The sequence below is a fragment of the uncultured Pelagibacterium sp. genome, assembly GCF_963972885.1.
GTDB classification, from domain to species: domain Bacteria; phylum Pseudomonadota; class Alphaproteobacteria; order Rhizobiales; family Devosiaceae; genus Pelagibacterium; species Pelagibacterium nitratireducens.
On the sequence record NZ_CAXAXY010000048.1, the window covers coordinates 1 to 22,042 of the forward strand.

A 22,042-nucleotide genomic window follows, 5' to 3' on the forward strand; every position below is an offset into this window, starting at 1 on the left:
CCCCGCCGCAACCGCCATGGCCGCCGCCCTCCTGCTCGAAATTTCCAGCCCAACGCCCGAACAGGCAAAAGTCCTGCAATCGCGCGCCCGCCAGCACCAGCGCAACTGGGCCGGCCACGAAATCGGCTATATCGAAGCCACCGAGGCCGCGCGTCTCAAACTCTGAGCCAACGCCCACCACGCCCCCACCGTCATCCCGGGCGAAGACCCGGGACCCGGTAACCGGCAGCGCTCAAGCCTCTCGCACCGGCCGTGCCGTCAGGAAACCCGGTTCCCCTCGACCAAAACCTGCGGAAACCGCTCCGTCTCCTGCGCCAGATCGCTGGAGATCAAATCCCACCACGCACTGCCGACAATGCCGTTCTGTCGCGCTCCGATGATCGTGTTTCCCGTAACGCTCGCAGCGCCCGCACCCTCAGCCACGCTCACCACGATGCCGGTATCGATATCGCGCACCAAATTGCCGCTGATCGTCACATCGCGCAGATACGGTCCCCAACCTGCGGTTATGCCGGTCCCCGGTACGTTTTCGATCACATTGTCGGAAATGATGGCATCGGCCTCCGCTGCAATCCCATAGGGCGTATCGAGGTCGGGATTGGTCTCGGACGCCTGATAAAGATTGCGCACGATATTGCCCGTGCACACCGCCAGCCGTCCGCCGTCGTTGAAATTGGTCATCGAAATGCCCGCAGCCGCCCCATCGATGATGTTGTTGGCGATCACCGAGCCGGTGAACGAAAATTCCGAAAAGATCGCCACCTCCCCACTGCCAAGGCATGTGTTGCCGGTGATCTGGGTGTTGTTGGTGGCGTTGAGGCGGATCGCCGAGAAGGCGCACTCGGAGATATGGTTGCCCGAAACGATCACCTCATCGGCCCGGAAAATGTTGATCCCGTTTCCGTTCTGCCCATTGCCGCCATCTGTCCAGTCGATTCCGGAGATCCGGTTGCCCGAAATGATTGTCCCGTCAGCCCCCGCTTCGCCGCGCCACACCCTGACCCCGCCATTGCCGCACTCGGTTATGGTGTTGCCGTCAATCGAGACGCCCGTCCCGTCGTAGATGAACAGCCCGGTATAGGCGCTGCCGCTCACCCGGCAATTTTCAACCCGCCCCGACGATCCCATCAGCGTAATGCCGTTGAGTGCCGTATTGGAAACCTCGCAGTCGCGGATCGTCACGTTCGCGCAATCGGCAAAATGGACAAGTCCGCCATGCCACATCTCGCCGCCCGCACCGCTGCCGTCGATCGACAGCCCGGCCAGAACGATGTTGGCTTCGCCCTCGGCGCCCAGCAGGGGATCGCTGCCCAGATGCACCAGCTCGGTCGAGCCGGGCACGCCCGACAGCATGAACCCCGAGGGCAGGCGCAAGCCCCGCGTCGAAAAGCGCCCGGCCGGTAGCGCCAGATGCCCGGTGTCGCGCGCGCTATCGATAGCGGCCTGCAACATTTCGGTCATGTCCGTCGCTGCGTCCGGCCATGGCGTCACCGCCTGACCAAAGGCTGCCCGCATCATAAACGGGGTGCATAGCGCGGGGATAAGTGAAGCTGCGAGAAATCTGCGACGGTCGATTTTCATATTTCCTCCGATTCCGGCAACTAACGGGTAAATTTCACTCAACTCCATACTTTTTACGCGCAATAGTGAATCCTTGCGGTGCGCGCTTGCACCCCGCTATAGATTGGGTCCTGCTGTTGAATCGGACCCCGCCCATGCTCGTCGACGACGCCGTTTATCTCGGAACCAGCGCCCGGCCCGAATACCTCCATCTCGGTTTCGGCAACCGCCACGGCCTCATCACCGGCGCAACGGGAACGGGAAAAACCGTTACCCTGCAAATACTTGCCGAAGGCTTCTCCCGCGCCGGGGTCCCGGTTTTCTGCGCCGACATCAAGGGCGATGTGGCAGGACTTTCAAAGCCGGGCGAGCCCAAGGACTTCCTTGCCGAACGCGCCGAAAAGATCGGCTTTTCCGACTATGCCTACGAGGCTTTCCCAACCATCTTCTGGGACCTGTTCGGCCGCCAGGGACACCCGATCCGCACCACGGTTTCCGAGATGGGACCGCTGTTGCTCTCGCGCATGCTCGACCTCAACGCCACTCAGGAAGGCATCTTGAACGCCACCTTCAAACTGGCCGACGAGGAAGGTCTTTTGCTCCTTGATTTCAAGGACTTGCGTTCACTTCTCGGCCACGTCGCCGAGCGCCGGGCCGAACTCTCCGCCCACTACGGCAACATCTCCACAGCTTCTGTCGGCGCCATCCAGCGCGCGCTGCTCGTCCTCGAACAGCAGGGCGCCGAGAACTTTTTCGGCGAGCCGGCGCTGAAAATTTCCGACCTCATGCGCACCGACACCCAAGGCCGCGGCTTCATCTCGATCCTCGCCGCCGACGAACTTATGCGCGCTCCTCGGCTCTATGCTATGTTCCTGCTCTGGCTGTTATCGGAACTGTTCGAGCAACTTCCCGAAGTGGGCAATCCCGATAAGCCCAAACTGGTGTTCTTTTTCGACGAAGCGCACCTTTTGTTCGATGAGGCGCCAAAAGTGCTGCTCGACAAGATCGAGCAGGTCGTGAAATTGGTGCGCTCGAAAGGCGTAGGTGTTTATTTTGTAACGCAAAATCCCGCCGATGTACCCGAAGGCGTCCTCGCCCAACTCGGCAACCGCATCCAGCACGCCCTGCGCGCCTATACCCCCAGGGAACAAAAGGCCGTCAGGATCGCCGCCGAAACCTTCAGGCCCAATCCCGATTTCGACACCGCCGAAGTCATCACCCAACTCGGTACGGGCGAGGCGCTGGTCTCCGTGCTGGAAGAAAAAGGCATTCCCTCGGTGGTCGGTCGCACCATGATCCGTCCGCCATCCTCCCGCATGGCCCCGATCACGCCAGAAGAGCGAGCCACTGTCATCGCCGGGAGCCCGGTTTCCGGGCTTTACGACGCCGTAATCGATCGCGAGTCGGCCTATGAGCTTCTCGACGCCCGCGCCGCCCAGGCGCTGCGCGAGGCCGAGATTGCGGCTCGTGAATCCGAACTCGAAAAGATCGAACAGGCCCGGTCCAAGCCTGCGGCGCGCCGTTCCACCCGGCAAACCCCGATGGAAGCCGCGCTGACCAGCTTTGCCCGCACCGTCGCCCGCCGCGCCGGGGATTCCTTTGTGCGCAGTGTGCTCGGCACGCTTACCAGGGGGCGCTAGCGATATGGCAAAGCTCAGCGCCGTTGCCATATTCGCCGATACTGGGCTGACCGCTCACCAGGCGCTCTACCGTCAGGCCGGCGCCACCATCGCGCGCAATGGTGCGCATCTCCATTGCATCGCCCGCAATGGCCAATGGCCGCGAACCCTGATTGAATCGGCGCTGGCTGGCGGTGGCCACGTCACAGTCGCCACCGGTCCCATCACCCGTCGTCTCGACGTGCCGCAGGGGGTCGAGATCGTTTCCGAGGACACCGAATCGGCCGCTGCAGCCCGTATGGTGAGGGCCAGTCAGGCATTGATCGGCTTGCCGGGCGGCATCGATACGGTCGCCGCCCTCTATTCGGCCTGGGTCGCCGCGGGCGGTGCTCAAAGCGACCGCCCTGTCGGCCTGCTCAATCAGGGCAGAGCCTATGAAGTCGTGAAAGGCTTTGCCGGCGACGTCGCCTCCGTCGGTCGCGGCAATATCGATGGCCTGATTCAGATATCGGAGACTTTCGATGATCTGTGGAACAGGCTTACGCGTCTGGTCTAGATGAATCCGGGCGCTGTTCGCGCATCGCCTTGTGGGCGAGAAACGAGACGATGTTTTCGCCGCGCCGCTCGACAGGAATGACCCGTGTGTCGTCCAACGCAATCCGGTTTCGCCGGTCCGGCCCCACATAATAGGGCTCGGCGCTCACATACCCACCGGTTCCGTTGGCCAGCCGCGCGGCAATCCGCTCTTCGAGATACACAGGGCTCATGGGTTTGACGATGACTTCGTCAATGCCCGCCTGCACACATCGCCGCCTCATCTCGCTATCCACGGTCCGGCTCAGGGCAATAATCTGGACATGTCGGGACGCAAGATCATCGCCGTTGCGGATCGAAAGCGCCACGTCCGCCGCCGTCACCCGGTCGAGGTCGTAATCGGTTACCAGCAGCGCCAGCGGCGCGATGCGCATGTAGTCGCTCAGCGCCCGGTGGTCGCAAAATTCGCGCACGCGCCAGCCATGCCCCCTCCGCAATGTCGCTCCCAGAACCGATGCCAGCGCCGGGCTGTTGGAAAGAACGGCAATGGTCGGAACAGGCAACACGGGAGGCTCGCTTGGCATGAAATATCAATGGTTACCCAAGCCTTAACACGCCCATCGTGCAGCCGGAAGGTGCCAATTCCAGTAACCTTAAAGCATATGGCCCGCCTGTGGACAGACGGGCCATATATCGTTGATGCAATGGGGTAATTCAGGAGGCGGCTTCGTGCAGCTCGGCCACGTAGTCCCAGTTCACAAGATTGTCGAACCAGGCTTCGAGATATTTCGGGCGCGCGTTGCGGTAGTCGATGTAATAGGAGTGTTCCCACACATCCACACCCAGCAGCGGCGTGCCGCCGTGCACCAGGGGGTTTTCCCCGTTGGGGGTCTTGGTCACTTCGAGCTTGCCGTCCTTGAGGGTCAGCCAAGCCCAGCCCGAACCGAACTGACCGGCGCCAGCGGCGAGGAAATCATCGCGGAACTTGTCGAACCCGCCAAGGTCGGAATCGACGGCCGCCTGCAGCTTGCCGGGCAGGGATTTGCCGCCGCCATTGGGCTTCATCCACTTCCAGAAATGAATGTGATTGAAATGCTGGCCGGCATTGTTGAACAGGGGCTGGTTCTTGCCGAAGCTTTCCTTGACGATATCTTCGAGGCTCTTGCCCTCAAGGCCTGAACCTTCGAGCAGCTTGCTGCCGTTGGTCACGTAGGCCTGATGGTGCTTGTCATGATGAAACTCAAGCGTTTCAGCCGACATGTACGGGCCGAGCGCATCATAGGAATAGGGCAGGTCTGGGAGTGAAAAGCTCATCGGAGGGCCTCCTTATAAGGTTCTGAAAATCTCTCGCTCGATAAATTGGTCGCGAATTTACCAAGCTAATGCTTCTTATATACCGCCGCCATGACACCGGCGCAACGGCTGGACGGGAAAACTTATGCCAATTGGACGCATTTGAGCGCAAAGGCATATGTAATCGCTGTTTCTTTGATGCGTTCAAAGCGTCCGGAAGCTCCACCGTGTCCGGCGTCCATGTTGGTGCGCAGGTACAATGCGTTCTCGTCGGTCTTGGTTGCACGCAGTTTCGCCACCCATTTTGCCGGTTCCCAATAGGTGACGCGCGGATCCGTCAGCCCCGCCAGCGCCAGGATCGGCGGATAGGCTTTGGCATCGACATTGTCATAGGGTGAATAGGCGGCGATCCGCCTGTAATCGTCTTCCGAGGTAATCGGGTTGCCCCATTCAGGCCATTCGGGTGGGGTGAGCGGCAGAGTATCGTCCAGCATGGTGTTCAGCACGTCCACGAACGGCACGATCGCCATGACACCGGCCCACAATTCGGGCCGCATATTGGCGACTGCGCCCATCAGCATGCCGCCGGCCGACCCGCCTTCGGCCACGATCCTGCCCTCGGACGAGTAGCCCTTTTCGATCAGCATTTCCGCAGCGGCGATGAAGTCGGAAAACGTGTTGGTTTTGTAGGCCGCCCGCCCATTCTTGTACCAGCGATATCCCTTGTCCATCCCGCCGCGTATATGGGCAATTGCATAGACAAATCCACGGTCGACAAGCGAAAACACCGAAACCGAAAACCCCGCCGGGATGGAATGACCGTAAGCGCCATATCCATAGAGCAGGGTAGGGGCGCTGCCGTCGAGCTTGAGGCCCTTGCGATAAAGCAAGGTCACCGGCACATCCTCGCCGTCCGGCGCTTTGGCAAACAACCGGCGTGTTTCATAGAGGGCAGGATCGTGCCCCGAAGGCACTTGCTGCTGCTTGCGCAGCACCCGCTCACCAGTCGCCAAATCGAGGTCGAAAATCTGCGCCGGCGTGGTGGGCGAGGAATAGGAAAACCGGAGGGTTGCTGTATCGAACTCGTGGCCGGAAATCAGCCCCAACGAATAGGCTTCCTCGGGAAACGAAATTGTCTGTTCACTCCCATCGCGCAGATCGCGCACCACGATCCGTGGCAGGCCATCCTTACGCTCGAGCCGGATCAGATGGTTGGCGATAACTTCAACGTCGAGAATCAGTCGTCCCGCCTCGTGCGGCACCAGATCGGCCCAATTGTCCACACCCGGAGCATCGACTGGAGCCGTAACGATCTTGAAATCTTCGGCTTCGTCGTCATTGGTCAGGATGTAAAGCGTGCCGTCCCGTTCTTCGAGAGAATATTCGGTATTCTCGTGCCGCTTTTCCACACAGAAGGGCGCGCCGCCATTTTCCGCATCGATCAGCCAGACTTCCGAGGTCTGATGGTCGTGCGCGGAAATGGTGAGGTAACGCCGCGATTGGGTCATCCCCACACCGACGAAAAAGCCCGCGTCCTTTTCTTCGTAAACGATAGCATCATCGGCTTGGCTTGTTCCCAGCATATGCTCGCGCACTCTGAAGGGCCTGTGGTTCTCATCGAGTTCGACATAGTAGAACCGTGATGAATCACTGGCCCAGACAGCGCCGCTACCGGACTTTTCAATCCGCTCGTCACGGTCCTTGCCCGTGTCGAGGTCGCGAATAAATATCGTGTAGTATTCAGACCCGTTCCGGTCTGCAGCCCAGGCTATCATCGTGTGGCAGTGCGAATGTTCAGCGCCACCGAACCCGAAATAGCCTTCCCCCGCTTCGGCGTTGCAGTCGAGCAATACTGTCTCGGTGCCCCCGTCGCGCGGTGTGCGCACCATCAGTGGATACTGATCGCCTTCACGCGTTCGCGAAGCATAAGCAAACGGACCGTCGGGCGAGGGCACGGAACTGTCATCCTCTTTGATCCGTCCACGGATTTCCGAATAGATCGTTTCGCGCAATGGCTCGGTCGGCTTTCCGAAACCGCTTTCGTACCAGGCATTTTCAGCCTCAAGATAGGAGCGGATATCGTCTGGCAGCACGCCAGGGTCGGCCATCACTTCGCGCCAATTGTCGGCCCGCAACCAGGTATACGGATCGTTACGAGTCACTCCATGCCGCGTGTCCGAATGGGGGTGTTGCGCGGCAACGGGTGGCGCGATGTCGGTCATGGTCTATCCCTGAAAGTCAAAAAATATGATCTTAAAACGTCGTCACTATTCGTCGGGGATGAAGTTCAGCGCAAGCCCATTGGTGCAATAGCGCAAACCCGTCGGAGCAGGACCGTCGGGAAAGACATGACCGAGATGCGCATCGCAATTGGCGCAGCGGATTTCCGTGCGCCGCATGAAATGGCTCCTATCATCGATCTCCTTGATCGCATCCTCGGAAACCGGCTGGAAAAAGCTCGGCCAGCCCGACCCGGAATCATACTTGGTATCGGACGTGAAAAGCGGCACGTCGCAACACACGCAATGATAAACGCCCGCCCGTTTTTCCACATTGTAGGCATGAGAAAAAGCACGTTCGGTGCCGTGTTCGCGCGTCACATGATACTGTTCGGGCGTCAATTTATCGCGCCATTCGCTATTGGATATCTTTTGCATGTCGTTCATCTTGCGCCACTCCTGCCAGCTGTGCACTCAGACATGTATCAGCTGAGAGCAATGTGGTTATCACAACTGCTGGGGTCAATATTGCGTTCCAATCAACCGGTTTTGGTTGAGCTTGCGACAGGGATGCGTACTGTTTGCGCGATTGATTCTTTTCGGCTGCCTCCGGCAGCGATTGGACAGTGAAATGAAGTTCGGGGGCTCGCTTGGGACCAGGTCTTGATGTGATTGTCGCGCTGATTGCGGTCGCTCCCTTTGTAGCGGCTGTGTTCGCTCCGTGGATCAAGACCTTTGCCGGGCCATCATCTGGCTGGATACTGGCCATCGTTCCCGCCGCCATTTTCGCGACCTTCATTTCCTTTATCGGTCCGATTGCCGATTTTTCAGTCATTCGCGTCGGCCTCGACTGGATACCGGCCTACGGAATTTCCTTTTCCTTCTTCGTTGATGGGTTGAGTCTCGTTTTCGGGCTGCTGATCTCGGGCATTGGCACGTTTATCGTCATCTATTCCGGCGGCTATCTGGCCGGTCATCCCCATCAAGGCCGGTTTTTCTCCTACATCCTGATGTTCATGGGGTCCATGCTCGGTCTGGTCCTCGCCGACAACGTCTTTACCCTGTTCGTCTTCTGGGAATTGACCTCGATTACCTCTTTCCTGCTGATCGGCTTTGACCACTCCCGTCAGGCCGCGCGCCGGGCTGCCATCCAGGCGCTGGTCGTCACCGGCGGCGGCGGGCTCGCGCTGCTGGCGGGTCTCATTCTTCTGACCCTGATCACCGGCCAGAATTCTCTAACAGGTATGCTGACGACGGCCGGTGCGGCGCAGGAGAGCGGGCTTTACCTCATTGCCATGCTGCTGGTTGTGTCCGGGGCTTTCGCAAAATCAGCTCAGGTTCCGCTGCACTTCTGGCTCCCCAACGCCATGGAAGCGCCGACCCCGGTTTCAGCCTATCTGCATTCGGCCACCATGGTGAAGGCCGGCGTCTATCTGTTGGCCCGCATGACCCCCATTCTGGGTGATACCGAACCCTGGTTCTGGATTCTGACCCTGTTCGGCGGCGCAACTCTTTTGATGGGCAGTGCTCTGGCCGTGCGCCAGACCGATCTCAAGCAGATGCTGGCCTATACCACCCTTGGTTCGCTCGGCCTTCTCGTCATGCTTATCGGCGTGGGCACCAAGGAAGCCATTCTCGGCGCGCTGCTCTATCTTTGCGCTCACTCCCTGTTCAAGGGTGCGCTGTTCATGATCGCCGGCACGATCGACCACGGCACTGGCACACGCGACATCACAGTGCTCGGCGGGTTGCGCGAAGCCATGCCGATCACCTTTATTGCGGCCCTTCTCGCCGGCTTTTCCATGGCAGGCTTTCCCATTGCCATCGGGTTTCTGGCCAAAGAGGAGATGTATCTGGCATTAACTTCGGGTCTGTGGCCCGACCTGTTGTTCCTCGCCGTGCTCATCGTGGGCAATGCCCTGATGATGGTGGTGGGCCTGATGATCGCCTTTAAGCCCTTCCTGGGTGATCTGCGTCCAACACCGCACGCGCCCCACGAGGGGCCGTTGAGCCTTTATTCCGGCCCTGTTACTCTGGGTGTTCTGGGTATTTGCGCGGGCCTGTTCACCGACTGGATCAACCATGTCGTGCTCGATCCGGCAGGGGGATCCATCTACAATTCCGCGGTCGATGCCCATATCCACCTCGCCTTTGATCTCACCAACCCCGCCGTATGGGCTTCCATAGCCACATGGGCGCTGGGCGGCGTTCTGTTATGGAAAGTCGATGCTGTTCGCTCCACATTGCGGCGCACCGGCGAAGCCATTGGCTGGACCTTTGATATCGGCTTTGATGCGTGCATGTTCGGACTCTTCCGGCTCTCCGATCGTATTACGCGCGTCCTTCATCATGGTCGCCTCGAATGGTATCTGCTGCTGATGTTCACGGTGCTGGCCGTAGGCATCTTTGCGCCCTTGCTCATCACAGACAGCCTGCCACCGCTTCCCGCCTGGCCCGTGCTCAACTTCTACGAGTGGGGCGCCATCGGCATCGCCGCCATCGGGCTCATTGCGGTGCTCATCGCCCGGACCCGCCTGACCGCCATCGTTGCGCTCGGTATCCAGGGTTTCGCAGTGGCCGTCATCTTCATGCTCTTTGGTGCCCCCGATCTGAGCTTCACTCAGTTCATGGTCGAAACTCTGACCGTAATCATCCTTGCGCTCGTCATGACCCGGCTGCATCTCGATGAGGCCGACAGCCGTGACCTTGAAACGGCCATTCGCGATGGTGTTGTTGCCCTTGCCGTCGGCCTTGGCATCGCCATTCTGCTGCTGGTCGTGCTTCAGACCGATCTCGATCTGTCGCTGACCGAGTTGTTCCGCGCCACCAGCACGCCGATTGCCCATGGCCGCAATATCGTCAACGTCATTCTCGTCGACTATCGCGCCATTGATACCCTGGGTGAGATTTCGGTGGTCATGGCCGCCGGTCTCGCCATCCTGGCCCTTATCCGGCTTCGGGCTTCGACGAGCGGAACGCGGGGCGCCAGAGCGGGCCGTGCCCGCAGGATCGGGAGTGCACGATGAATACCGTCATCTTCAAAACTGCAGCACCTGTGCTGACTGCGCTCATGCTGGTGTTTTCGATCTTCGTCTTGCTGCGCGGCCACAATGAGCCGGGCGGGGGCTTTATCGGCGGGCTGATCGGCGCGTCCGGTCTCGCAATCTATGGCATCGCCGCCGGCGTCGATGCGTGCCGCCGGGCGCTGCGGGTTCATCCCATTGTCCTGGCGGGTCTGGGCGTCGTTCTCGCCGCCATTGCCGGGTTCATCTCGCTTGCTGCCGAGGTGCCATTTCTGACCGGCCTATGGTGGATTTTCGAGTTCGAGGGTACCGAAATTGCTTTGTCCACCCCGCTGATCTTCGATATCGGGGTCTATGCCGTCGTCGTGGGTGCCGTGGGCACAATTGCCCTGTCGCTCGAGGGCGAAGAAGGCGAAGAGGAGGATGACTGATGGAAGTCGCGCTTGCCGGGCTGATCGGCCTGTTCTTTTCCGCCGCCGCCTATCTTCTCTTGTCCAAGGCGATCATTCGCATGCTTCTGGGCGTTGCGATCCTGGGCAATGGCGTCAATCTCCTTATCTTCACCATCGGCCGGCTGACCGCCGAAGTTCCACCCATCGTACCGGCGGGGGAATATTTCCCGCTTGAAGGCTCGGCCAATCCGCTTCCACAGGCGCTGATCCTGACGGCCATCGTTATCGGTTTTGCCCTGTTTTCGTTTCTGCTGGTCCTGGGCTATCGGGCTTATCAGGAACTCGATGCCGACAACACCGACAACATGCGCGTCGCCGAGCCTGAAACTGCGCCTCGGCCTCCCCTGAGTTACTAGGGAACACACACAATAATGGCGACTGCCGGTACATCATACGAGTCTCTCGAGCTGCCCACGGCCATGATCGATGTGGCAACGCCTGCCGCCGACTGGATCGTCGTGTGGCCGGTGGCGCTGGCACTCCTTGGCGCGGGCCTGCTTGTCATGCTGCGCAACCAGCGTCACATGCAGCTTGCCTTCGCTGTTGCGGTGATCCTGGCGATCATGGTTTCGAATATTTATCTGCTGCTTCGCGTCTTCGAGACCGGCCCCATCGCCATGACCATGGGCAAGTGGCTGCCGCCTTTCGGCATAACGTTTGCCGCCGATATGACGAGCGCCATCTTCTCGCTCGCCGCATCCATCGCTGCACTCATCGTCGCCTTTTATGCTCAGATCGAGTTGACTGACCGTGGTCATCGTTTTGGCTTTTACCCCATGCTGCTGCTGCTGTTGTGTGGCGTCAGTGGCTCGTTTTTGACCGGTGATATCTTCAACCTCTACGTGTGGTTTGAAGTCATGCTGATCGCCTCGTTCGGCATGATGATCCTCGGGGGCCGCAAGCTCCAGCTCGATGGTGCCATAAAATACGGCTTTCTCAATTTCCTCGCGACGACCTTCTTTCTTGTAGCCATCGCCTATCTCTACGGCTTGACGGGCACGCTCAATTTCGCCGATCTCGTGGCAAAGGGCGCCGATCTGCCAATCGGCCCGCTTGTCACGGTCTCTGTGCTGTTTCTTTTCGCCTTTGGGGTGAAAGCCGCTGCCTTTCCTGCCAATGCCTGGCTGCCGGCCTCTTACCATACGCCCGCCGTTTCCGTGTCGGCCATTTTCGGTGGCCTGCTCACCAAGGTCGGCGCCTATGCCGCGATCCGTGTTCTCACCATGGCGCTGCCTGAAGGCTATGCACAAATCCAGACGGTCATTGCGGTCGTTGCGTTCGCTACGCTCATTCTGGGCCCGCTGGGCGCCATCGCGCAGACCAATCTGCGCCGCGCCGTGGGCTTTCTGGTTATCGGCGGCATCGGTGCGATTTTCGCTGGGTTCGCATTGGGCACCACGCACGGAATCGGGGGAGCAGTGTTTTACGCCTTCCATTCCATGCTCACGATCACGGCCTTCTACCTTCTGGCCGGGTTGATCGAGCGTATGAGTGGCACCAGCGACATCCGCAAGATGGGCGGCATCTATGGCGCCAGCGCTCCCATGTCGGTTCTCTTTGTCATCATGGTGTTCGCCATTTCCGGACTGCCGCCCTTCCTTGGCATCTGGCCCAAGATCCTGCTGGTGGAGGGTGGCATCCGCGCCGCCAATTGGTGGCTCGTTTTTGCGGTGCTGTTCAATTCCTTCCTCACCCTGATCGCCGCGAGCCGTCTCTGGGCCTATATTTTCTGGCGCAATGGCCAAGAGGGGGAGCGTTCCGAGCAGGCCAATGAGGATTTGCGTCCCTTGTCCGCTCGTGAGGTGGGGATGGGACTGGTGCCGACGGTAATTCTTTTTGCCGTCATTGTTGTCTTCGGCCTTTTCCCCGATTGGCTTTTCGCTGCCTCGGGCATTGCCGCCCATGATATGCTCTCGCCCACGCGCTATGTCGACGCCGTGTTTGCACAGGTGCCCCAGCCATGAGCTTTGCCTTTCTTGTTATAACTCTCGCGCTGGTCTGGGCCGCCGTCACCGGCTCCTTCACCCTGCTCAACCTTTTGCTCGGCGCCGTCATCAGTGCGATGGCTGTGCTGTTCATTCGCGACCGGGTTGAGCGCCCGTATATGATGCGCCGGTTCGTTCGTGCCCTTTCGCTTGCTGCCTTGTTTTTTTACGAGCTCGCCCTATCGGCAGCCCGGGTTGCTATCCTGGTCATATCGCCTGGCATGAAAAAGCGCCTGGCGCCGGGAATTATTGCCTATCCACTATCGGTCACAAGTGACGTCCAGATCACCCTGCTGGCCAATTTGATTACCCTCACGCCGGGCACCTTGAGCGTTGATGTCTCCGACGATCGGAAGACTTTGTACATCCACGTGCTCGAAATGAACGACCGCGAGGATGTCATCGCGTCGATCAAGAATGGTTTCGAAGCACGGATCATCGAGGTGTTTGAATGATAGCGGGCCCCGAATTTCTCCATCTGGCCACCACCGTCTCGCTTGGTGTTCTCACAGCGGCTCTGCTGATAACGATTTACCGCATTGTCGTTGGTCCCAGCCTGCCCGATCGAGTGCTGGGCCTGGATATGCTGGTTGCTGTGGTCATCGGCTATATCGCTGCAATCGCCCTGCGAACCGGGTTCATGCTCTATCTCGATATCGCCATCGCGCTGGGCCTTGTTGGGTTTTTGTCTACAGTCGCGTTCGCCAGGTTCATTCTCCAGCGCTGGCAGATCGACGCAGCGGCCCGGGAAGATCATCTTGAGGAGAGCCGGAAATGATTGTGGAGGCACTCTATTATCTCGCCGGCATCATGGTGATCGTCGGCGCTCTGTTCAGCTTCGTGGCGGCCCTTGGCATTGTTCGACTGCCCGATCTCTACACCCGCATGCATTCGGGCTCCAAGGCCGGAACGGTGGGCTCGGGCCTGACCCTTCTGGCCATAGCACTGGTCAGCTTCGACGGTTCGGTGATCCTGCGCGCCCTGCTTGGTTTCATCTTTTTCATGCTGACGGCCCCTATTTCGGCCCATCTTCTAGCGCGAGCCGCCTATGTAGCCGGTTATCGCCCGGCTGCGCGTTTCGTGGTCGATGATCTGGAAAATTCCAACGGACTGCAAAGTAAAGAGTGATTCACTCTAAATTTCGCCAAGTTGTTGTTCAATGGTTGCAAAATTAGAAGAACGTCATTAATTGCGAGGTTATGGGGTTCCCCCGGGATTAGCCCGCCCCAATAAGTAGCTTCCATACGCAAGAAGGGATTTGCGATGACCGCTCCGGCGAATGCCGAGAACAGGGTCGAGCTTGACCTTGTCGAATACAGTACTGAGATTGTCGCTGCCTATGTCAGCCACAATGCGATCAGCCCGACCGACCTGCCGAAATTGATCTCGGAAGTTCACGCCGCGCTTCGGTCGCTGGGTTCGGAAGAAACCACCGCTCCCGTCGAAGAGAAAAAGCCGGCTGTGCCCGTCAGAAAGTCGGTGACGTCCGATTATATCGTCTGTCTGGAGGACGGGAAAAAGTTCAAGTCGCTCAAGCGGCACTTGCGCACCCACTACAACCTTTCGCCGGAAGAGTACCGAGAAAAGTGGGGCCTGCCCGCCGACTATCCGATGGTCGCTCCGTCCTACTCTGCCACACGCTCCAAGCTGGCGAAGGACAACGGATTGGGCCGCAAGGCCGGCTGACAGGTCCATAGCTTTATCAGTCAAAGGGCCGCATTTGCGGCCCTTTCTCTTTTGCGCCTAGACCATTTCTGAACTTATCCCCGCGAGGCCCTATCTCCGATATAGGAATTATATCCTATTTATGAGAGAGTGGTCCTATGACGGTTTGGATATCCACGGCAGCGCGGCTCGAACGCAATCGGTTATCGGCAGCACAACGGCAAGACTGCAAGCTTGTCGTTCACACGGTATCCGGTGAAACAGGGGTCCGCTATTGCGACTTTTTCGCCCCCTCACGGCTGGGCCTGCACACGGCGGCCGCGCGGCAGTTAGCGATGTATTTGTGCCATGTGCTCTTGGGTATGACCTTGACCCAGGTCGGCCAGTTCTTCGGCAGGGATCGCACCACGGTCGCCTATGCGTGTGCTCACGTCGAAGACATGCGTGACGATGGAGGCGATTACGACCGCCGGCTCGTGGCGCTTGAAGAGCGCATAGAAACGGCCAGGCGCCAGCCTTGCGTGCTCGAGGTCACACCGCCGGAGACGGCCCATGCCAGCGTCTGATTTTGGCTCGACGCCCTTGGGGCAATTGGCTCGCAGCCGGAACGGCGAGCCGGCCTTTCTCAATGCCCATCACCTGGAGGCCGCGGGGCGCCTGTTGACGCTGTTCGAGCGTAGCCGGCTGCGCGCCCGGACCACAATGAATTACGGACCGCGCGTTGATAGCGGGCACGCCCAGGACATGGGCGATATGGCGTTCGATGCCAGGAGGCAGCTTGCAGAGCTCTATACAGCCATTCCCCGCGACTGCGTGGAGGTCGTCATTGATGTCTGCGGCTACGAAAAGGGTTTGCAGGATATCGAGCGCGAGCGCGGGTGGCCCAGACGCAGCGCCAAGCTGGTCCTGCGTATCGGCCTCGACGCCCTGGCTACCCGCTTTGGCCTGACTGCGGCCGCCACTGGCGCAACGAGAACAAGCACCCGAAACTGGCTGGGTGTGGGCGCACGGCCCGCAGAGTTCGGTTAGACCTGAACGGCTGCCTGCGCGTCTGCGCGCAGGCGCGTCACCATGGCTGCCAGTCCATTGGAGCGCTGTGTTGAAAGATGTTCCCGCAATCCAATGGAATCGAGAATCGGCAGGGCGTCGGTCGTCGCGATATCTGCAGCAGGACGCCCCGAATAGAGCGCCAGAACTATGGCCACCAGCCCGCGAACGATCATCGCATCCGAATCGCCGCGGAAGGTCAGCACAGTTCCTTTCTCGCCCGCTTCGCTTCCGGTCACCAGCCACACCTGCGACGCACATCCGTGCACCTTATTGGTGGCGGTGCGCTCATCATCGGTAAGCGGCGCCAGTCCCTGGCCGAGCTCGATGATGTAGCGGTACCGGTCCTCCCAGTCGTCGAGAAAGGAAAGATTGTCGGCGATCTCGTCAAATGCGGCTGTTGTATTCATGCCCGCTATTTAGTCCCTGATTCCTTCCATTGGAAGGGGTGAGCCTCAATAGGCCCAGTCGGGGCGGGGAGGGGGGAAGGCGCTTTTGGCGGCTACGCTCGTTTGCGGCACGGCGATCTGCGCCAGAACCGTACGCCCCACTGCGCATTCAACGCTCAAACAATCGGAGGGTGTCAGCGTGTCGCTGACGGCCTGAACGCCCTGGTTGGCCAGGTGTTTGCCGGTTGCGCGCGCCGAATCGCCCACATCCATACCCGCGCCAGGGGCCATGATGAGAAAGGCGGCAGAAAGCCAGAAGGCAGAGCGAACAACAAACATAGAGCCAAACCTCGTCGTCCGGGGACATATGGACAGCGTCGGGATCTAGCCTAGGGCACCGGCATGAAGCATTTTTGGCAAACTCGCGTAAAATTTTAAGCGAATGCGATCGGGCTCGAAAGCGACCCGTTAAGCAAGACTCTGTTTACGCTACCCCTAGAAACCTGCCTCGAACGTTACCCGATTCTGCTCCAGGCCGACCGAACCCGGTCTCACTTAAGGGTGTCTTAGGGCTTGGATGGAAGTGTGTGCCGGCCAAAGGAAGTCGTCCCGAAGCAAGGCCGCAGCGTATCGCGGCATATGAAGTTGAGCGTTTCATGCGTAACCCCTTTGCGGATTTCACGATTGCCCCACAGTTCCCGACCGGCACGGCCCGGTCCGGCCAGCGCAATTCTGTCCTGCATCGTGTTCTGGTTCTCAACACACTTGCCATGATGGTTGGCTTGGGACTGGCGATGGCTCTATCCCTCGTCATGCTCTTTGGCAGCAATGTTGCACCGCTCATTGCAACAACTGTCCTTGCCGGCCCTGTCGCGCTGTCAGGGGCTCTGCTCCTGCGTGGCGATTTCGAGCCCGCAATCGTGCTTCACACCCTGGCGCTCGGTTCGATCGGAGCCCTCTTTGCGGCGGGCGATCCGGCCATGGTTGATCTGGGCCTGGCTCTCGGGCTTTTGGCCGCGCTCTACGCTCAGGTTCTCGCCAAGGGACGCTTTCGCTCGCTCGCCTGGGCAATTCCGCCAATAATCCTTCTCGCCGGCGTATTGGGGTCGCATGTCGCCTCAAGCGCAGCGCTGCAGCCTTACTCAGTGTTGGCGCTGGCGGTTTTTGCCGCCATAGCAGCCATCACCGCCACCCGCCTCGAAATTATTTCGGCCGAATCGCCCGTGTCCCAGACGCGTGCCTTTGCCGTCCTGGCTGAAAACATCCTTGGGGCCGTGGTCCGCTACGGCGCAGACGGTGGTCCGGTCTTTATCTCACGCTCGGCGGGCAATCTTTTAGGCTGCCGCACGTTTGAGCTTGATGGCGCTGGCCTGTTTGAGCGAGTCCATGTCATGGACCGTCCCGCCTACCGAAAGGCCATCTCGGACGCCTCGAACGGTGCTGGCGCAAGCACTATCGAATTGCGCTTGCGCCGCGATGATACCGAGCCGGGCGCCAATGCGCGCTATATCTGGGTCGAATTCGCACTTGCGCCACTGGACGACGAGCGCCCGAATGACTCATTGAGTGACGTGCTGGCCGTGCTTCGCGATATCAGCGTGCGCAAGGATGCCGAACGGCAGGTCGATGCGGCGCGCCAGCAGGCCGAAGAGGCCTCGGAAGCCAAGTCGCGTTTCCTGGCCACCATCGGTCACGAACTGCGGACCCCGCTCAATGCCATTGTCGGCTTCTCCGACATGATGTCCGAAGAGATTGGCGGCACCCTGTCGCCAACTCACGCCGAATATGCGGGCCACATAAGTCGCAGCGGGCATCACCTGCTCGACGTGGTCAACATGCTGCTCGATATGTCAAAGATCGAGGCGGGCAAGTTCGAGGTCCATGCAGAACTGTTTGCACCCCAGGCATTGGTTGAACCGTGCCTGCAGATGGTCGAAAATCTGGCCCGCGACCGTGCCGTCACCATAGAATCTTCTATTCCCGAAAAACTGCCCCAGATCATGGGCGATGAACGCGCTTGCCGGCAGATTTTGATAAATCTACTCTCCAATGCTGTAAAATTCAGCCATGATGGCGGCAAGGTTGCGCTGGCCATGCGCCGGCAAGGCAAGATGTTGGCCATATCGGTCAGCGACTCGGGCATCGGCATGCGCCCCGAGACCGTCGAGCGAATCGGCGAACCGTTCCTGCAGGCTCAGGACAGCCTCTCGCGCCGCTACGAAGGCACCGGGCTGGGGCTGTCCATCGTCAAGGGACTGGTCAGCCTGCACGGCGGCCGCCTCGACGTGGTGTCCGAGCAGGGTATGGGAACAACGATAAGTGTGCTCCTCCCTTTCGAAGGTCCGCTGGGCGCCGGGAAAAGCTCGGCGACCATCGAACATCTTTACGCGACCAAGCGCGATAGCGACGAAGACAAATGGCTCCAAGACGAAAAAAGAAGCGCAGCAAAATGAACGCCGGTATTGCCCAGATTCCCCTTGCGGTCGGCGCTGGCGCCGCCAGCATGGTCGGTCATGCCCTCTCGTGGGGCTTTACGCGCTTTGCCCGTTCACCCATGGCCTCCACGGGTCTGGTGCTGATTTCCGGGCTTACCCTTATGGCTGCGACCAACGCCCTGTTCCTTCAGGACACGCGCCACCCAGCCCCCTTGTTCGTATCGGGGTCGGCAGGTGCCGCAACCCGGACCCCCATCGAGCCGGTCGTGGTCGAGCCGCTGGAAATCCCGGAACGTCCCGCCGCCCAACCGGTTACACCCGGACCAGCGCCGACGACCACCGCGCGGACTGCGACTTCCGTTCCGGAGGCACCTGAGCCCGCAGAGCCCGCCATAGGCAATCAGGACATTGCCGACCTTCAGGAAAAGCTCAAGGCGATGGGCTTTTTCGATGGAACGGTCGATGGCTATTACGGTCCGAGGACCGCTGACGCCATTCGCGATTTCGAGGCCCGCTTTGATCTCCCCCGCACTGGCGCTGCCACTCCGCAGGTGATCCAGGCCGTTAAGGACGCGCCGCTACAAACCTCACAGGCGAATGAGCCGGCGCCGGTCTCTGCAGCCCCGCAGACCGATGACATCGCTCCGCTGCTCGCCCAGATGCAGGAAACGGCCCCCACAGTCGCCGACAGCGTCGAACGGCAGACGGTGGCCGATATTTCGCGTGACCTGCCCGCTGCTGCTCCCCAGACCACGCCAGCAACCGCGGAGCCCAATGTTCCCGCAGTGCTCGATGGCGATCTGGTCAGCGACATCCAGCGTGGCCTGAGCCGTCTTGGCTTCCTGCAGGGACCGGTCAACGGGGTTGCAGACGAGGCCACGGCGCGGGCCATCCGCCAGTTCCAGATTTTCAACAATTACCGACCGACCGGCGAGGTCAGCCCTGTGCTGCGGCAGATGCTGGTCGAGGCGGGGGCTTTCCTGTAACGCTGACTCCATGCAGCAGCTTAGGTCCGACATCTGGTGCGCCGCCTTTGTGCGCCGTCACAACGACATGGGAAACTTCTGCGTCGTCTCGCGGCGCGGTGACGCCGTGGCAGGTCAGATCTGGATAGAGGTCGATCACCTCGACGGAACGGTTTCGCTCTTTACGCCAGCCCCCGGTGCAACCATGGATTCGCCTCCTGACTATCGGGTCTTCCAGAAGCGCTTCGAGCGTATCGATCCGCTAACGGTCAAGGACCGCATAGCGCGGGAAATCGAATTCGATCAGGACCTCTGGGTTCTATCTGTCGATTGCCGCGCTGATGATCTGGGGTTGGACGTGATCTAGCCCGCCTTGCGCGTCGACTTCATCCGGTCGAGCGCCTCGATCGCCTGATCGCCCACGGTTCCCGTTCGCGCAACCTGCTTGCCTTCGGGCGTCCGCCGACTGGGCTCGGCAAAACGGGCATATTCGGGCCGTGTGAGTTCGGCGGGCCTGACGTCACCGCGCCAGGCGCTCATCATGAACACCATGGCCGGAACGCTCACCTCATCGAATAGCCGCGCAAAACTGGCCAGCGTCTTGGACCTGTCGGCATCGTGGCTGGTCGCGTGAATGAGCACTTTGAGCCCGTCATAGGACGTGCACCCGAAGGCCCGCAGCACCACGAACAACGCAGCGCCGCTCGTGTCATGGGCGATTTCGGCGCAACGCAATTCGTCCAGACCGGTGATCTGGTTGAGAAGGCGGGTGATCTTGGGCCGGCGGTTTTCCGAGAACAGCTTCATGAGCGCACCGGTGAACTCGTCGGTGGCCACCGAAATCTGCTCAAAGGTCCGCATCATCGGCGCTTGCGGCAGGTTGCGGCGCGCATAGGCGCGCAGTACGTTGATTCGCCCCTCTTCGGGCAGATCGAAAAACACGCCGGTCAAAAGCGCCGCGTCGAAATCCTCGCGCCTGGCGAGGATCGCAGCGACCTCGTGGTCCATCTCCGCTGAGCGGGTCAGGGCGTTGAGGTAGGCGCCCCGTGGGGCGATCGATCCGTTGGCTGCCAGCGCGCGGTACACCTTGCGGCTGTTGACCGGGAACAGTCGGGCCAGAATGGCATTGGACAGGGCAGGGCGCCGGGCAATGGCCGCGATCACGTCCGCATTGCCCTTTTCGATAAGGCGCATCATCACATCGTCGGAAAGCGACGGTGCGCGCTCGATATGAGCGATCAGGCCGGTGCCCAGATGGTCATAGACCAGGATTTCAAGCTGCGGCGTCAGGTGTTGCGCGCTCGCCAGTATGCCCGCCGCCTTGGTGCGCGCTGTCGGAGCAGCTGTCGGAAACAAGCGCTTGGCCAGTGCCTCGAACTGCTCGGCCTCTGCTGCCAGTGGTCTGCTGCGTCGCGCATAAGCGTCGCACGCCGCCACCAGAAGCGTGTTGGCCCGCTCGACGCCGCCGGTTTCAATCAGCAGCTGAAACGTCTCGTATGGCTGAAAGCCGATCATTTGGTCGACTCGATCCCCCGGTCCACTCTTGTTGCTCTACACTATTGCCGCAGATTCGTTAGCGGACTGTTAACCTTGACGAAGTCTTAATGGGTAATGTTCGGATCCGGGACGGCATGGTGCCGGCTGGGGTAAGCGGAGGACCGGACGCACCACGAGGCCAATTATGGGTATGCTGGTAAAATTCAGCCCCAAAGACGCCCGCTCGGCACCGGTGTCGACCGGAGGACCAGGCGCGCAGGTCATATTGTTCACAGGCGTTCGCTATGAGCGCGGGGCCGGCGGGAATAAGCCCGCACCGGCCCCAAAGATCAGGCGGACCCGCAAGGGCTGAAGATTTTGAGAGACTGGTTGCTTGGCGGCGCATGTGCAGCCGTGGCATGTTTGTTGCTGTCCGGCTGCGCCCGTCCGACGGGCGATTTCGGCCGCGCCGCGCCCGGCGTGCTCCACGATCGCATCATGCCAACGGTGGGTGACGCACGCGCCGCAGCCGATGGCGAGCCGGTTTCCAACTTCAATCAGACCGATCAGGAACGCGAGATGCATGATCGTGTCTGGCGTTTTCTCATCGCGCCACACGCCCATGACTGGTTTTACGATACAGCCGTCGAACTCCAGCGCACCAGGATCGCCGCCAACCTCGACGTCCAGTTCATCGCGGACCGTTATTATTCGTCCCTGCGCAGCACACAATATCAGTCCTCGCGCGTCCGCTACCGCAAGGTCGCCGACGATATCGGTATCGACATCGCCACCATACCCACGACCTTTGCCGCTATCTGCCGGGTCATCGAGGTCGATCGTCAGCGCGCCATCGCCGTTTCCAACGTGACGCTCGCCGCGCCCGATGCCGCGGCGCAAGTCGCGGCGCGCAAATGGGAAAATGACCGGACGATCGACTGGTTCACCCGGGCGCTGACCTACCGCTATCAATCCTATTCTGTCGCGCTGGAACGCCTTCTCGTCGAAACGCCGCATGAAGAAGGCCGCGTCGTCGACGCCCAGCTTGCCCGCATGCAGCCTTACGTGGCCCGCGCCCAGGCGGGCGACTTCTGTCTGACCGGTGGGGAGGGGTTGGTCTTTAAGGATACCGGTATCGCCTCGCGTTATGAAACGGCTCCGTTCACGCCCGAACCGCTGGTGCGGAAATAGCGCTATCGTGCCGGGGCTGATGGGGCCGAAAGGCATGCCAAGACGTCCGACGGCCAATGACCTCGGACTATGATTGCCATTCGAGCTTGGCTCTCATGGCCTTCTCACCTCCGATCGTGCCACCGGCACGAAGTAGACGGCATGGGGCGATGAGCGCTCCGCATGATTTAGTTTTTATATGAAGCGATC

The 22,042-nt window shown here is 60.2% G+C and carries 24 protein-coding genes; 16 read left to right on the top strand and 8 right to left on the bottom strand.

All coding sequences use genetic code 11. The features are described from left to right. Window positions 1-258 precede the first annotated feature (258 nt). Window positions 259-1,629 (bottom strand): TIGR03808 family TAT-translocated repetitive protein, encoded by a 1,371-nt coding sequence (locus tag AACZ55_RS09455; protein WP_339645570.1) that lies wholly within the window; start codon window positions 1,627-1,629, stop codon window positions 259-261. Between the two features lie 86 nt (window positions 1,630-1,715). Here AACZ55_RS09455 and AACZ55_RS09460 point away from each other — a divergent pair, with 86 nt between their 5' ends. Further along, window positions 1,716-3,200 (top strand): helicase HerA-like C-terminal domain-containing protein, encoded by a 1,485-nt coding sequence (locus tag AACZ55_RS09460; RefSeq protein WP_339645528.1) that lies wholly within the window; start codon window positions 1,716-1,718, stop codon window positions 3,198-3,200. Window positions 3,201-3,204: 4 nt separating this feature from the next. Then, complete coding sequence (locus AACZ55_RS09465; protein ID WP_338607469.1) at window positions 3,205-3,735, top strand: hypothetical protein; 531 nt, start codon at window positions 3,205-3,207, stop codon at window positions 3,733-3,735. Here AACZ55_RS09465 and AACZ55_RS09470 read toward each other — a convergent pair. The 4 genes from AACZ55_RS09470 to msrB all read right to left on the bottom strand — a co-directional run bounded on the left by AACZ55_RS09470 (window position 3,719) and on the right by msrB (window position 7,672). Beyond that, window positions 3,719-4,279 (bottom strand): response regulator, encoded by a 561-nt coding sequence (locus tag AACZ55_RS09470; RefSeq protein ID WP_338607468.1) that lies wholly within the window; start codon window positions 4,277-4,279, stop codon window positions 3,719-3,721. The two genes, AACZ55_RS09465 and AACZ55_RS09470, sit on opposite strands and share 17 nt — an antisense overlap. A gap of 148 nt (window positions 4,280-4,427) precedes the next feature. Continuing rightward, entirely contained in the window at window positions 4,428-5,027 is a 600-nt protein-coding gene (locus tag AACZ55_RS09475) for a superoxide dismutase (RefSeq protein ID WP_338607467.1), read from the bottom strand. 122 nt (window positions 5,028-5,149) lie between these two features. Then, window positions 5,150-7,228, bottom strand: a complete 2,079-nt coding sequence (locus AACZ55_RS09480) for a S9 family peptidase (protein WP_339645531.1) — start codon at window positions 7,226-7,228, stop codon at window positions 5,150-5,152. Between the two features lie 45 nt (window positions 7,229-7,273). Continuing rightward, entirely contained in the window at window positions 7,274-7,672 is a 399-nt protein-coding gene (gene msrB / locus AACZ55_RS09485) for a peptide-methionine (R)-S-oxide reductase MsrB (protein WP_338607465.1), read from the bottom strand. A gap of 203 nt (window positions 7,673-7,875) precedes the next feature. Between msrB and AACZ55_RS09490 the strand changes: the two genes are divergently transcribed. The 10 genes from AACZ55_RS09490 to AACZ55_RS09535 all read left to right on the top strand — a co-directional run bounded on the left by AACZ55_RS09490 (window position 7,876) and on the right by AACZ55_RS09535 (window position 15,379). Continuing rightward, a complete protein-coding gene (locus AACZ55_RS09490; protein ID WP_339645534.1) occupies window positions 7,876-10,251 on the top strand; it encodes a putative monovalent cation/H+ antiporter subunit A in 2,376 nt (791 codons plus the stop codon). Beyond that, window positions 10,248-10,679 carry a Na+/H+ antiporter subunit B gene (locus AACZ55_RS09495; protein WP_338607463.1) on the top strand — a complete coding sequence of 144 codons (432 nt, stop codon included), beginning with the start codon at window positions 10,248-10,250 and terminating at the stop codon, window positions 10,677-10,679. Before AACZ55_RS09490 ends, AACZ55_RS09495 begins: the two co-directional genes overlap by 4 nt. Beyond that, window positions 10,679-11,056: a Na+/H+ antiporter subunit C gene (locus AACZ55_RS09500; RefSeq protein ID WP_339645537.1), complete on the top strand. Its 378-nt coding sequence runs from the start codon at window positions 10,679-10,681 to the stop codon at window positions 11,054-11,056. Before AACZ55_RS09495 ends, AACZ55_RS09500 begins: the two co-directional genes overlap by 1 nt. A 15-nt stretch (window positions 11,057-11,071) precedes the next feature. Next, window positions 11,072-12,664 carry a Na+/H+ antiporter subunit D gene (locus AACZ55_RS09505; protein WP_339645540.1) on the top strand — a complete coding sequence of 531 codons (1,593 nt, stop codon included), beginning with the start codon at window positions 11,072-11,074 and terminating at the stop codon, window positions 12,662-12,664. Further along, window positions 12,661-13,140, top strand: a complete 480-nt coding sequence (locus AACZ55_RS09510) for a Na+/H+ antiporter subunit E (protein ID WP_339645543.1) — start codon at window positions 12,661-12,663, stop codon at window positions 13,138-13,140. The genes AACZ55_RS09505 and AACZ55_RS09510 overlap by 4 nt, the downstream gene beginning before the upstream one ends. Next, the gene (locus AACZ55_RS09515) at window positions 13,137-13,463 is read left to right on the top strand and encodes a cation:proton antiporter (protein WP_338607459.1); all 327 of its coding nucleotides are present in this window, start codon (window positions 13,137-13,139) and stop codon (window positions 13,461-13,463) included. The genes AACZ55_RS09510 and AACZ55_RS09515 overlap by 4 nt, the downstream gene beginning before the upstream one ends. After that, window positions 13,460-13,813, top strand: a complete 354-nt coding sequence (mnhG, locus tag AACZ55_RS09520; RefSeq protein WP_338607458.1) for a monovalent cation/H(+) antiporter subunit G — start codon at window positions 13,460-13,462, stop codon at window positions 13,811-13,813. The genes AACZ55_RS09515 and mnhG overlap by 4 nt, the downstream gene beginning before the upstream one ends. 135 nt (window positions 13,814-13,948) lie before the next feature. Beyond that, complete coding sequence (locus AACZ55_RS09525; protein ID WP_338607457.1) at window positions 13,949-14,371, top strand: MucR family transcriptional regulator; 423 nt, start codon at window positions 13,949-13,951, stop codon at window positions 14,369-14,371. A 137-nt stretch (window positions 14,372-14,508) separates the two neighbouring features. Next, window positions 14,509-14,916, top strand: coding sequence for a helix-turn-helix domain-containing protein (locus AACZ55_RS09530; RefSeq protein ID WP_339645548.1), 408 nt, complete (start codon window positions 14,509-14,511; stop codon window positions 14,914-14,916). After that, a complete protein-coding gene (locus AACZ55_RS09535) occupies window positions 14,903-15,379 on the top strand; it encodes a DUF6456 domain-containing protein (RefSeq protein ID WP_339645551.1) in 477 nt (158 codons plus the stop codon). Before AACZ55_RS09530 ends, AACZ55_RS09535 begins: the two co-directional genes overlap by 14 nt. Here AACZ55_RS09535 and AACZ55_RS09540 read toward each other — a convergent pair. Both AACZ55_RS09540 and AACZ55_RS09545 read right to left on the bottom strand, forming a co-directional pair. Then, window positions 15,376-15,807: a SufE family protein gene (locus AACZ55_RS09540; protein WP_338607454.1), complete on the bottom strand. Its 432-nt coding sequence runs from the start codon at window positions 15,805-15,807 to the stop codon at window positions 15,376-15,378. The genes AACZ55_RS09535 and AACZ55_RS09540 overlap by 4 nt on opposite strands. A 45-nt stretch (window positions 15,808-15,852) precedes the next feature. Then, window positions 15,853-16,125 carry a hypothetical protein gene (locus tag AACZ55_RS09545; protein ID WP_339645554.1) on the bottom strand — a complete coding sequence of 91 codons (273 nt, stop codon included), beginning with the start codon at window positions 16,123-16,125 and terminating at the stop codon, window positions 15,853-15,855. Window positions 16,126-16,442: 317 nt separating this feature from the next. Here AACZ55_RS09545 and AACZ55_RS09550 point away from each other — a divergent pair, with 317 nt between their 5' ends. The 3 genes from AACZ55_RS09550 to AACZ55_RS09560 are packed head-to-tail and all read left to right on the top strand — an operon-like array spanning window position 16,443 to window position 19,553. Continuing rightward, complete coding sequence (locus tag AACZ55_RS09550; protein ID WP_339645556.1) at window positions 16,443-18,239, top strand: PAS domain-containing sensor histidine kinase; 1,797 nt, start codon at window positions 16,443-16,445, stop codon at window positions 18,237-18,239. Then, entirely contained in the window at window positions 18,236-19,207 is a 972-nt protein-coding gene (locus AACZ55_RS09555) for a peptidoglycan-binding protein (RefSeq protein ID WP_339645559.1), read from the top strand. The genes AACZ55_RS09550 and AACZ55_RS09555 overlap by 4 nt, the downstream gene beginning before the upstream one ends. Before the next feature lie 10 nt (window positions 19,208-19,217). Next, window positions 19,218-19,553: a DUF1491 family protein gene (locus tag AACZ55_RS09560; protein WP_339645562.1), complete on the top strand. Its 336-nt coding sequence runs from the start codon at window positions 19,218-19,220 to the stop codon at window positions 19,551-19,553. Here AACZ55_RS09560 and AACZ55_RS09565 read toward each other — a convergent pair. Continuing rightward, on the bottom strand, window positions 19,550-20,701 hold the full coding sequence (locus AACZ55_RS09565; protein WP_339645565.1) for a DUF2336 domain-containing protein: 1,152 nt from the start codon (window positions 20,699-20,701) through the stop codon (window positions 19,550-19,552). The genes AACZ55_RS09560 and AACZ55_RS09565 overlap by 4 nt on opposite strands. Before the next feature lie 375 nt (window positions 20,702-21,076). Here AACZ55_RS09565 and AACZ55_RS09570 point away from each other — a divergent pair, with 375 nt between their 5' ends. Then, window positions 21,077-21,853, top strand: coding sequence for a hypothetical protein (locus AACZ55_RS09570; RefSeq protein ID WP_339645568.1), 777 nt, complete (start codon window positions 21,077-21,079; stop codon window positions 21,851-21,853). Window positions 21,854-22,042: the final 189 nt, after the last annotated feature.

Bases quoted from the DNA above. Each gene is read 5' to 3' on its own strand.
- AACZ55_RS09455 (WP_339645570.1), bottom strand. From the start codon at position 1,629: ATGGAGTTGAGTGAAATTTACCCGTTAGTTGCCGGAATCGGAGGAAAT.
- AACZ55_RS09460 (WP_339645528.1), top strand. From the start codon at position 1,716: ATGCTCGTCGACGACGCCGTTTATCTCGGAACCAGCGCCCGGCCCGAA.
- AACZ55_RS09465 (WP_338607469.1), top strand. From the start codon at position 3,205: ATGGCAAAGCTCAGCGCCGTTGCCATATTCGCCGATACTGGGCTGACC.
- AACZ55_RS09475 (WP_338607467.1), bottom strand. From the start codon at position 5,027: ATGAGCTTTTCACTCCCAGACCTGCCCTATTCCTATGATGCGCTCGGC.
- AACZ55_RS09480 (WP_339645531.1), bottom strand. From the start codon at position 7,228: ATGACCGACATCGCGCCACCCGTTGCCGCGCAACACCCCCATTCGGAC.
- msrB (WP_338607465.1), bottom strand. From the start codon at position 7,672: ATGAACGACATGCAAAAGATATCCAATAGCGAATGGCGCGATAAATTG.
- AACZ55_RS09495 (WP_338607463.1), top strand. From the start codon at position 10,248: ATGAATACCGTCATCTTCAAAACTGCAGCACCTGTGCTGACTGCGCTC.
- AACZ55_RS09500 (WP_339645537.1), top strand. From the start codon at position 10,679: ATGGAAGTCGCGCTTGCCGGGCTGATCGGCCTGTTCTTTTCCGCCGCC.
- AACZ55_RS09505 (WP_339645540.1), top strand. From the start codon at position 11,072: ATGGCGACTGCCGGTACATCATACGAGTCTCTCGAGCTGCCCACGGCC.
- AACZ55_RS09510 (WP_339645543.1), top strand. From the start codon at position 12,661: ATGAGCTTTGCCTTTCTTGTTATAACTCTCGCGCTGGTCTGGGCCGCC.
- AACZ55_RS09515 (WP_338607459.1), top strand. From the start codon at position 13,137: ATGATAGCGGGCCCCGAATTTCTCCATCTGGCCACCACCGTCTCGCTT.
- mnhG (WP_338607458.1), top strand. From the start codon at position 13,460: ATGATTGTGGAGGCACTCTATTATCTCGCCGGCATCATGGTGATCGTC.
- AACZ55_RS09525 (WP_338607457.1), top strand. From the start codon at position 13,949: ATGACCGCTCCGGCGAATGCCGAGAACAGGGTCGAGCTTGACCTTGTC.
- AACZ55_RS09530 (WP_339645548.1), top strand. From the start codon at position 14,509: ATGACGGTTTGGATATCCACGGCAGCGCGGCTCGAACGCAATCGGTTA.
- AACZ55_RS09535 (WP_339645551.1), top strand. From the start codon at position 14,903: ATGCCAGCGTCTGATTTTGGCTCGACGCCCTTGGGGCAATTGGCTCGC.
- AACZ55_RS09540 (WP_338607454.1), bottom strand. From the start codon at position 15,807: ATGAATACAACAGCCGCATTTGACGAGATCGCCGACAATCTTTCCTTT.
- AACZ55_RS09545 (WP_339645554.1), bottom strand. From the start codon at position 16,125: ATGTTTGTTGTTCGCTCTGCCTTCTGGCTTTCTGCCGCCTTTCTCATC.
- AACZ55_RS09550 (WP_339645556.1), top strand. From the start codon at position 16,443: ATGCGTAACCCCTTTGCGGATTTCACGATTGCCCCACAGTTCCCGACC.
- AACZ55_RS09555 (WP_339645559.1), top strand. From the start codon at position 18,236: ATGAACGCCGGTATTGCCCAGATTCCCCTTGCGGTCGGCGCTGGCGCC.
- AACZ55_RS09560 (WP_339645562.1), top strand. From the start codon at position 19,218: ATGCAGCAGCTTAGGTCCGACATCTGGTGCGCCGCCTTTGTGCGCCGT.
- AACZ55_RS09565 (WP_339645565.1), bottom strand. From the start codon at position 20,701: ATGATCGGCTTTCAGCCATACGAGACGTTTCAGCTGCTGATTGAAACC.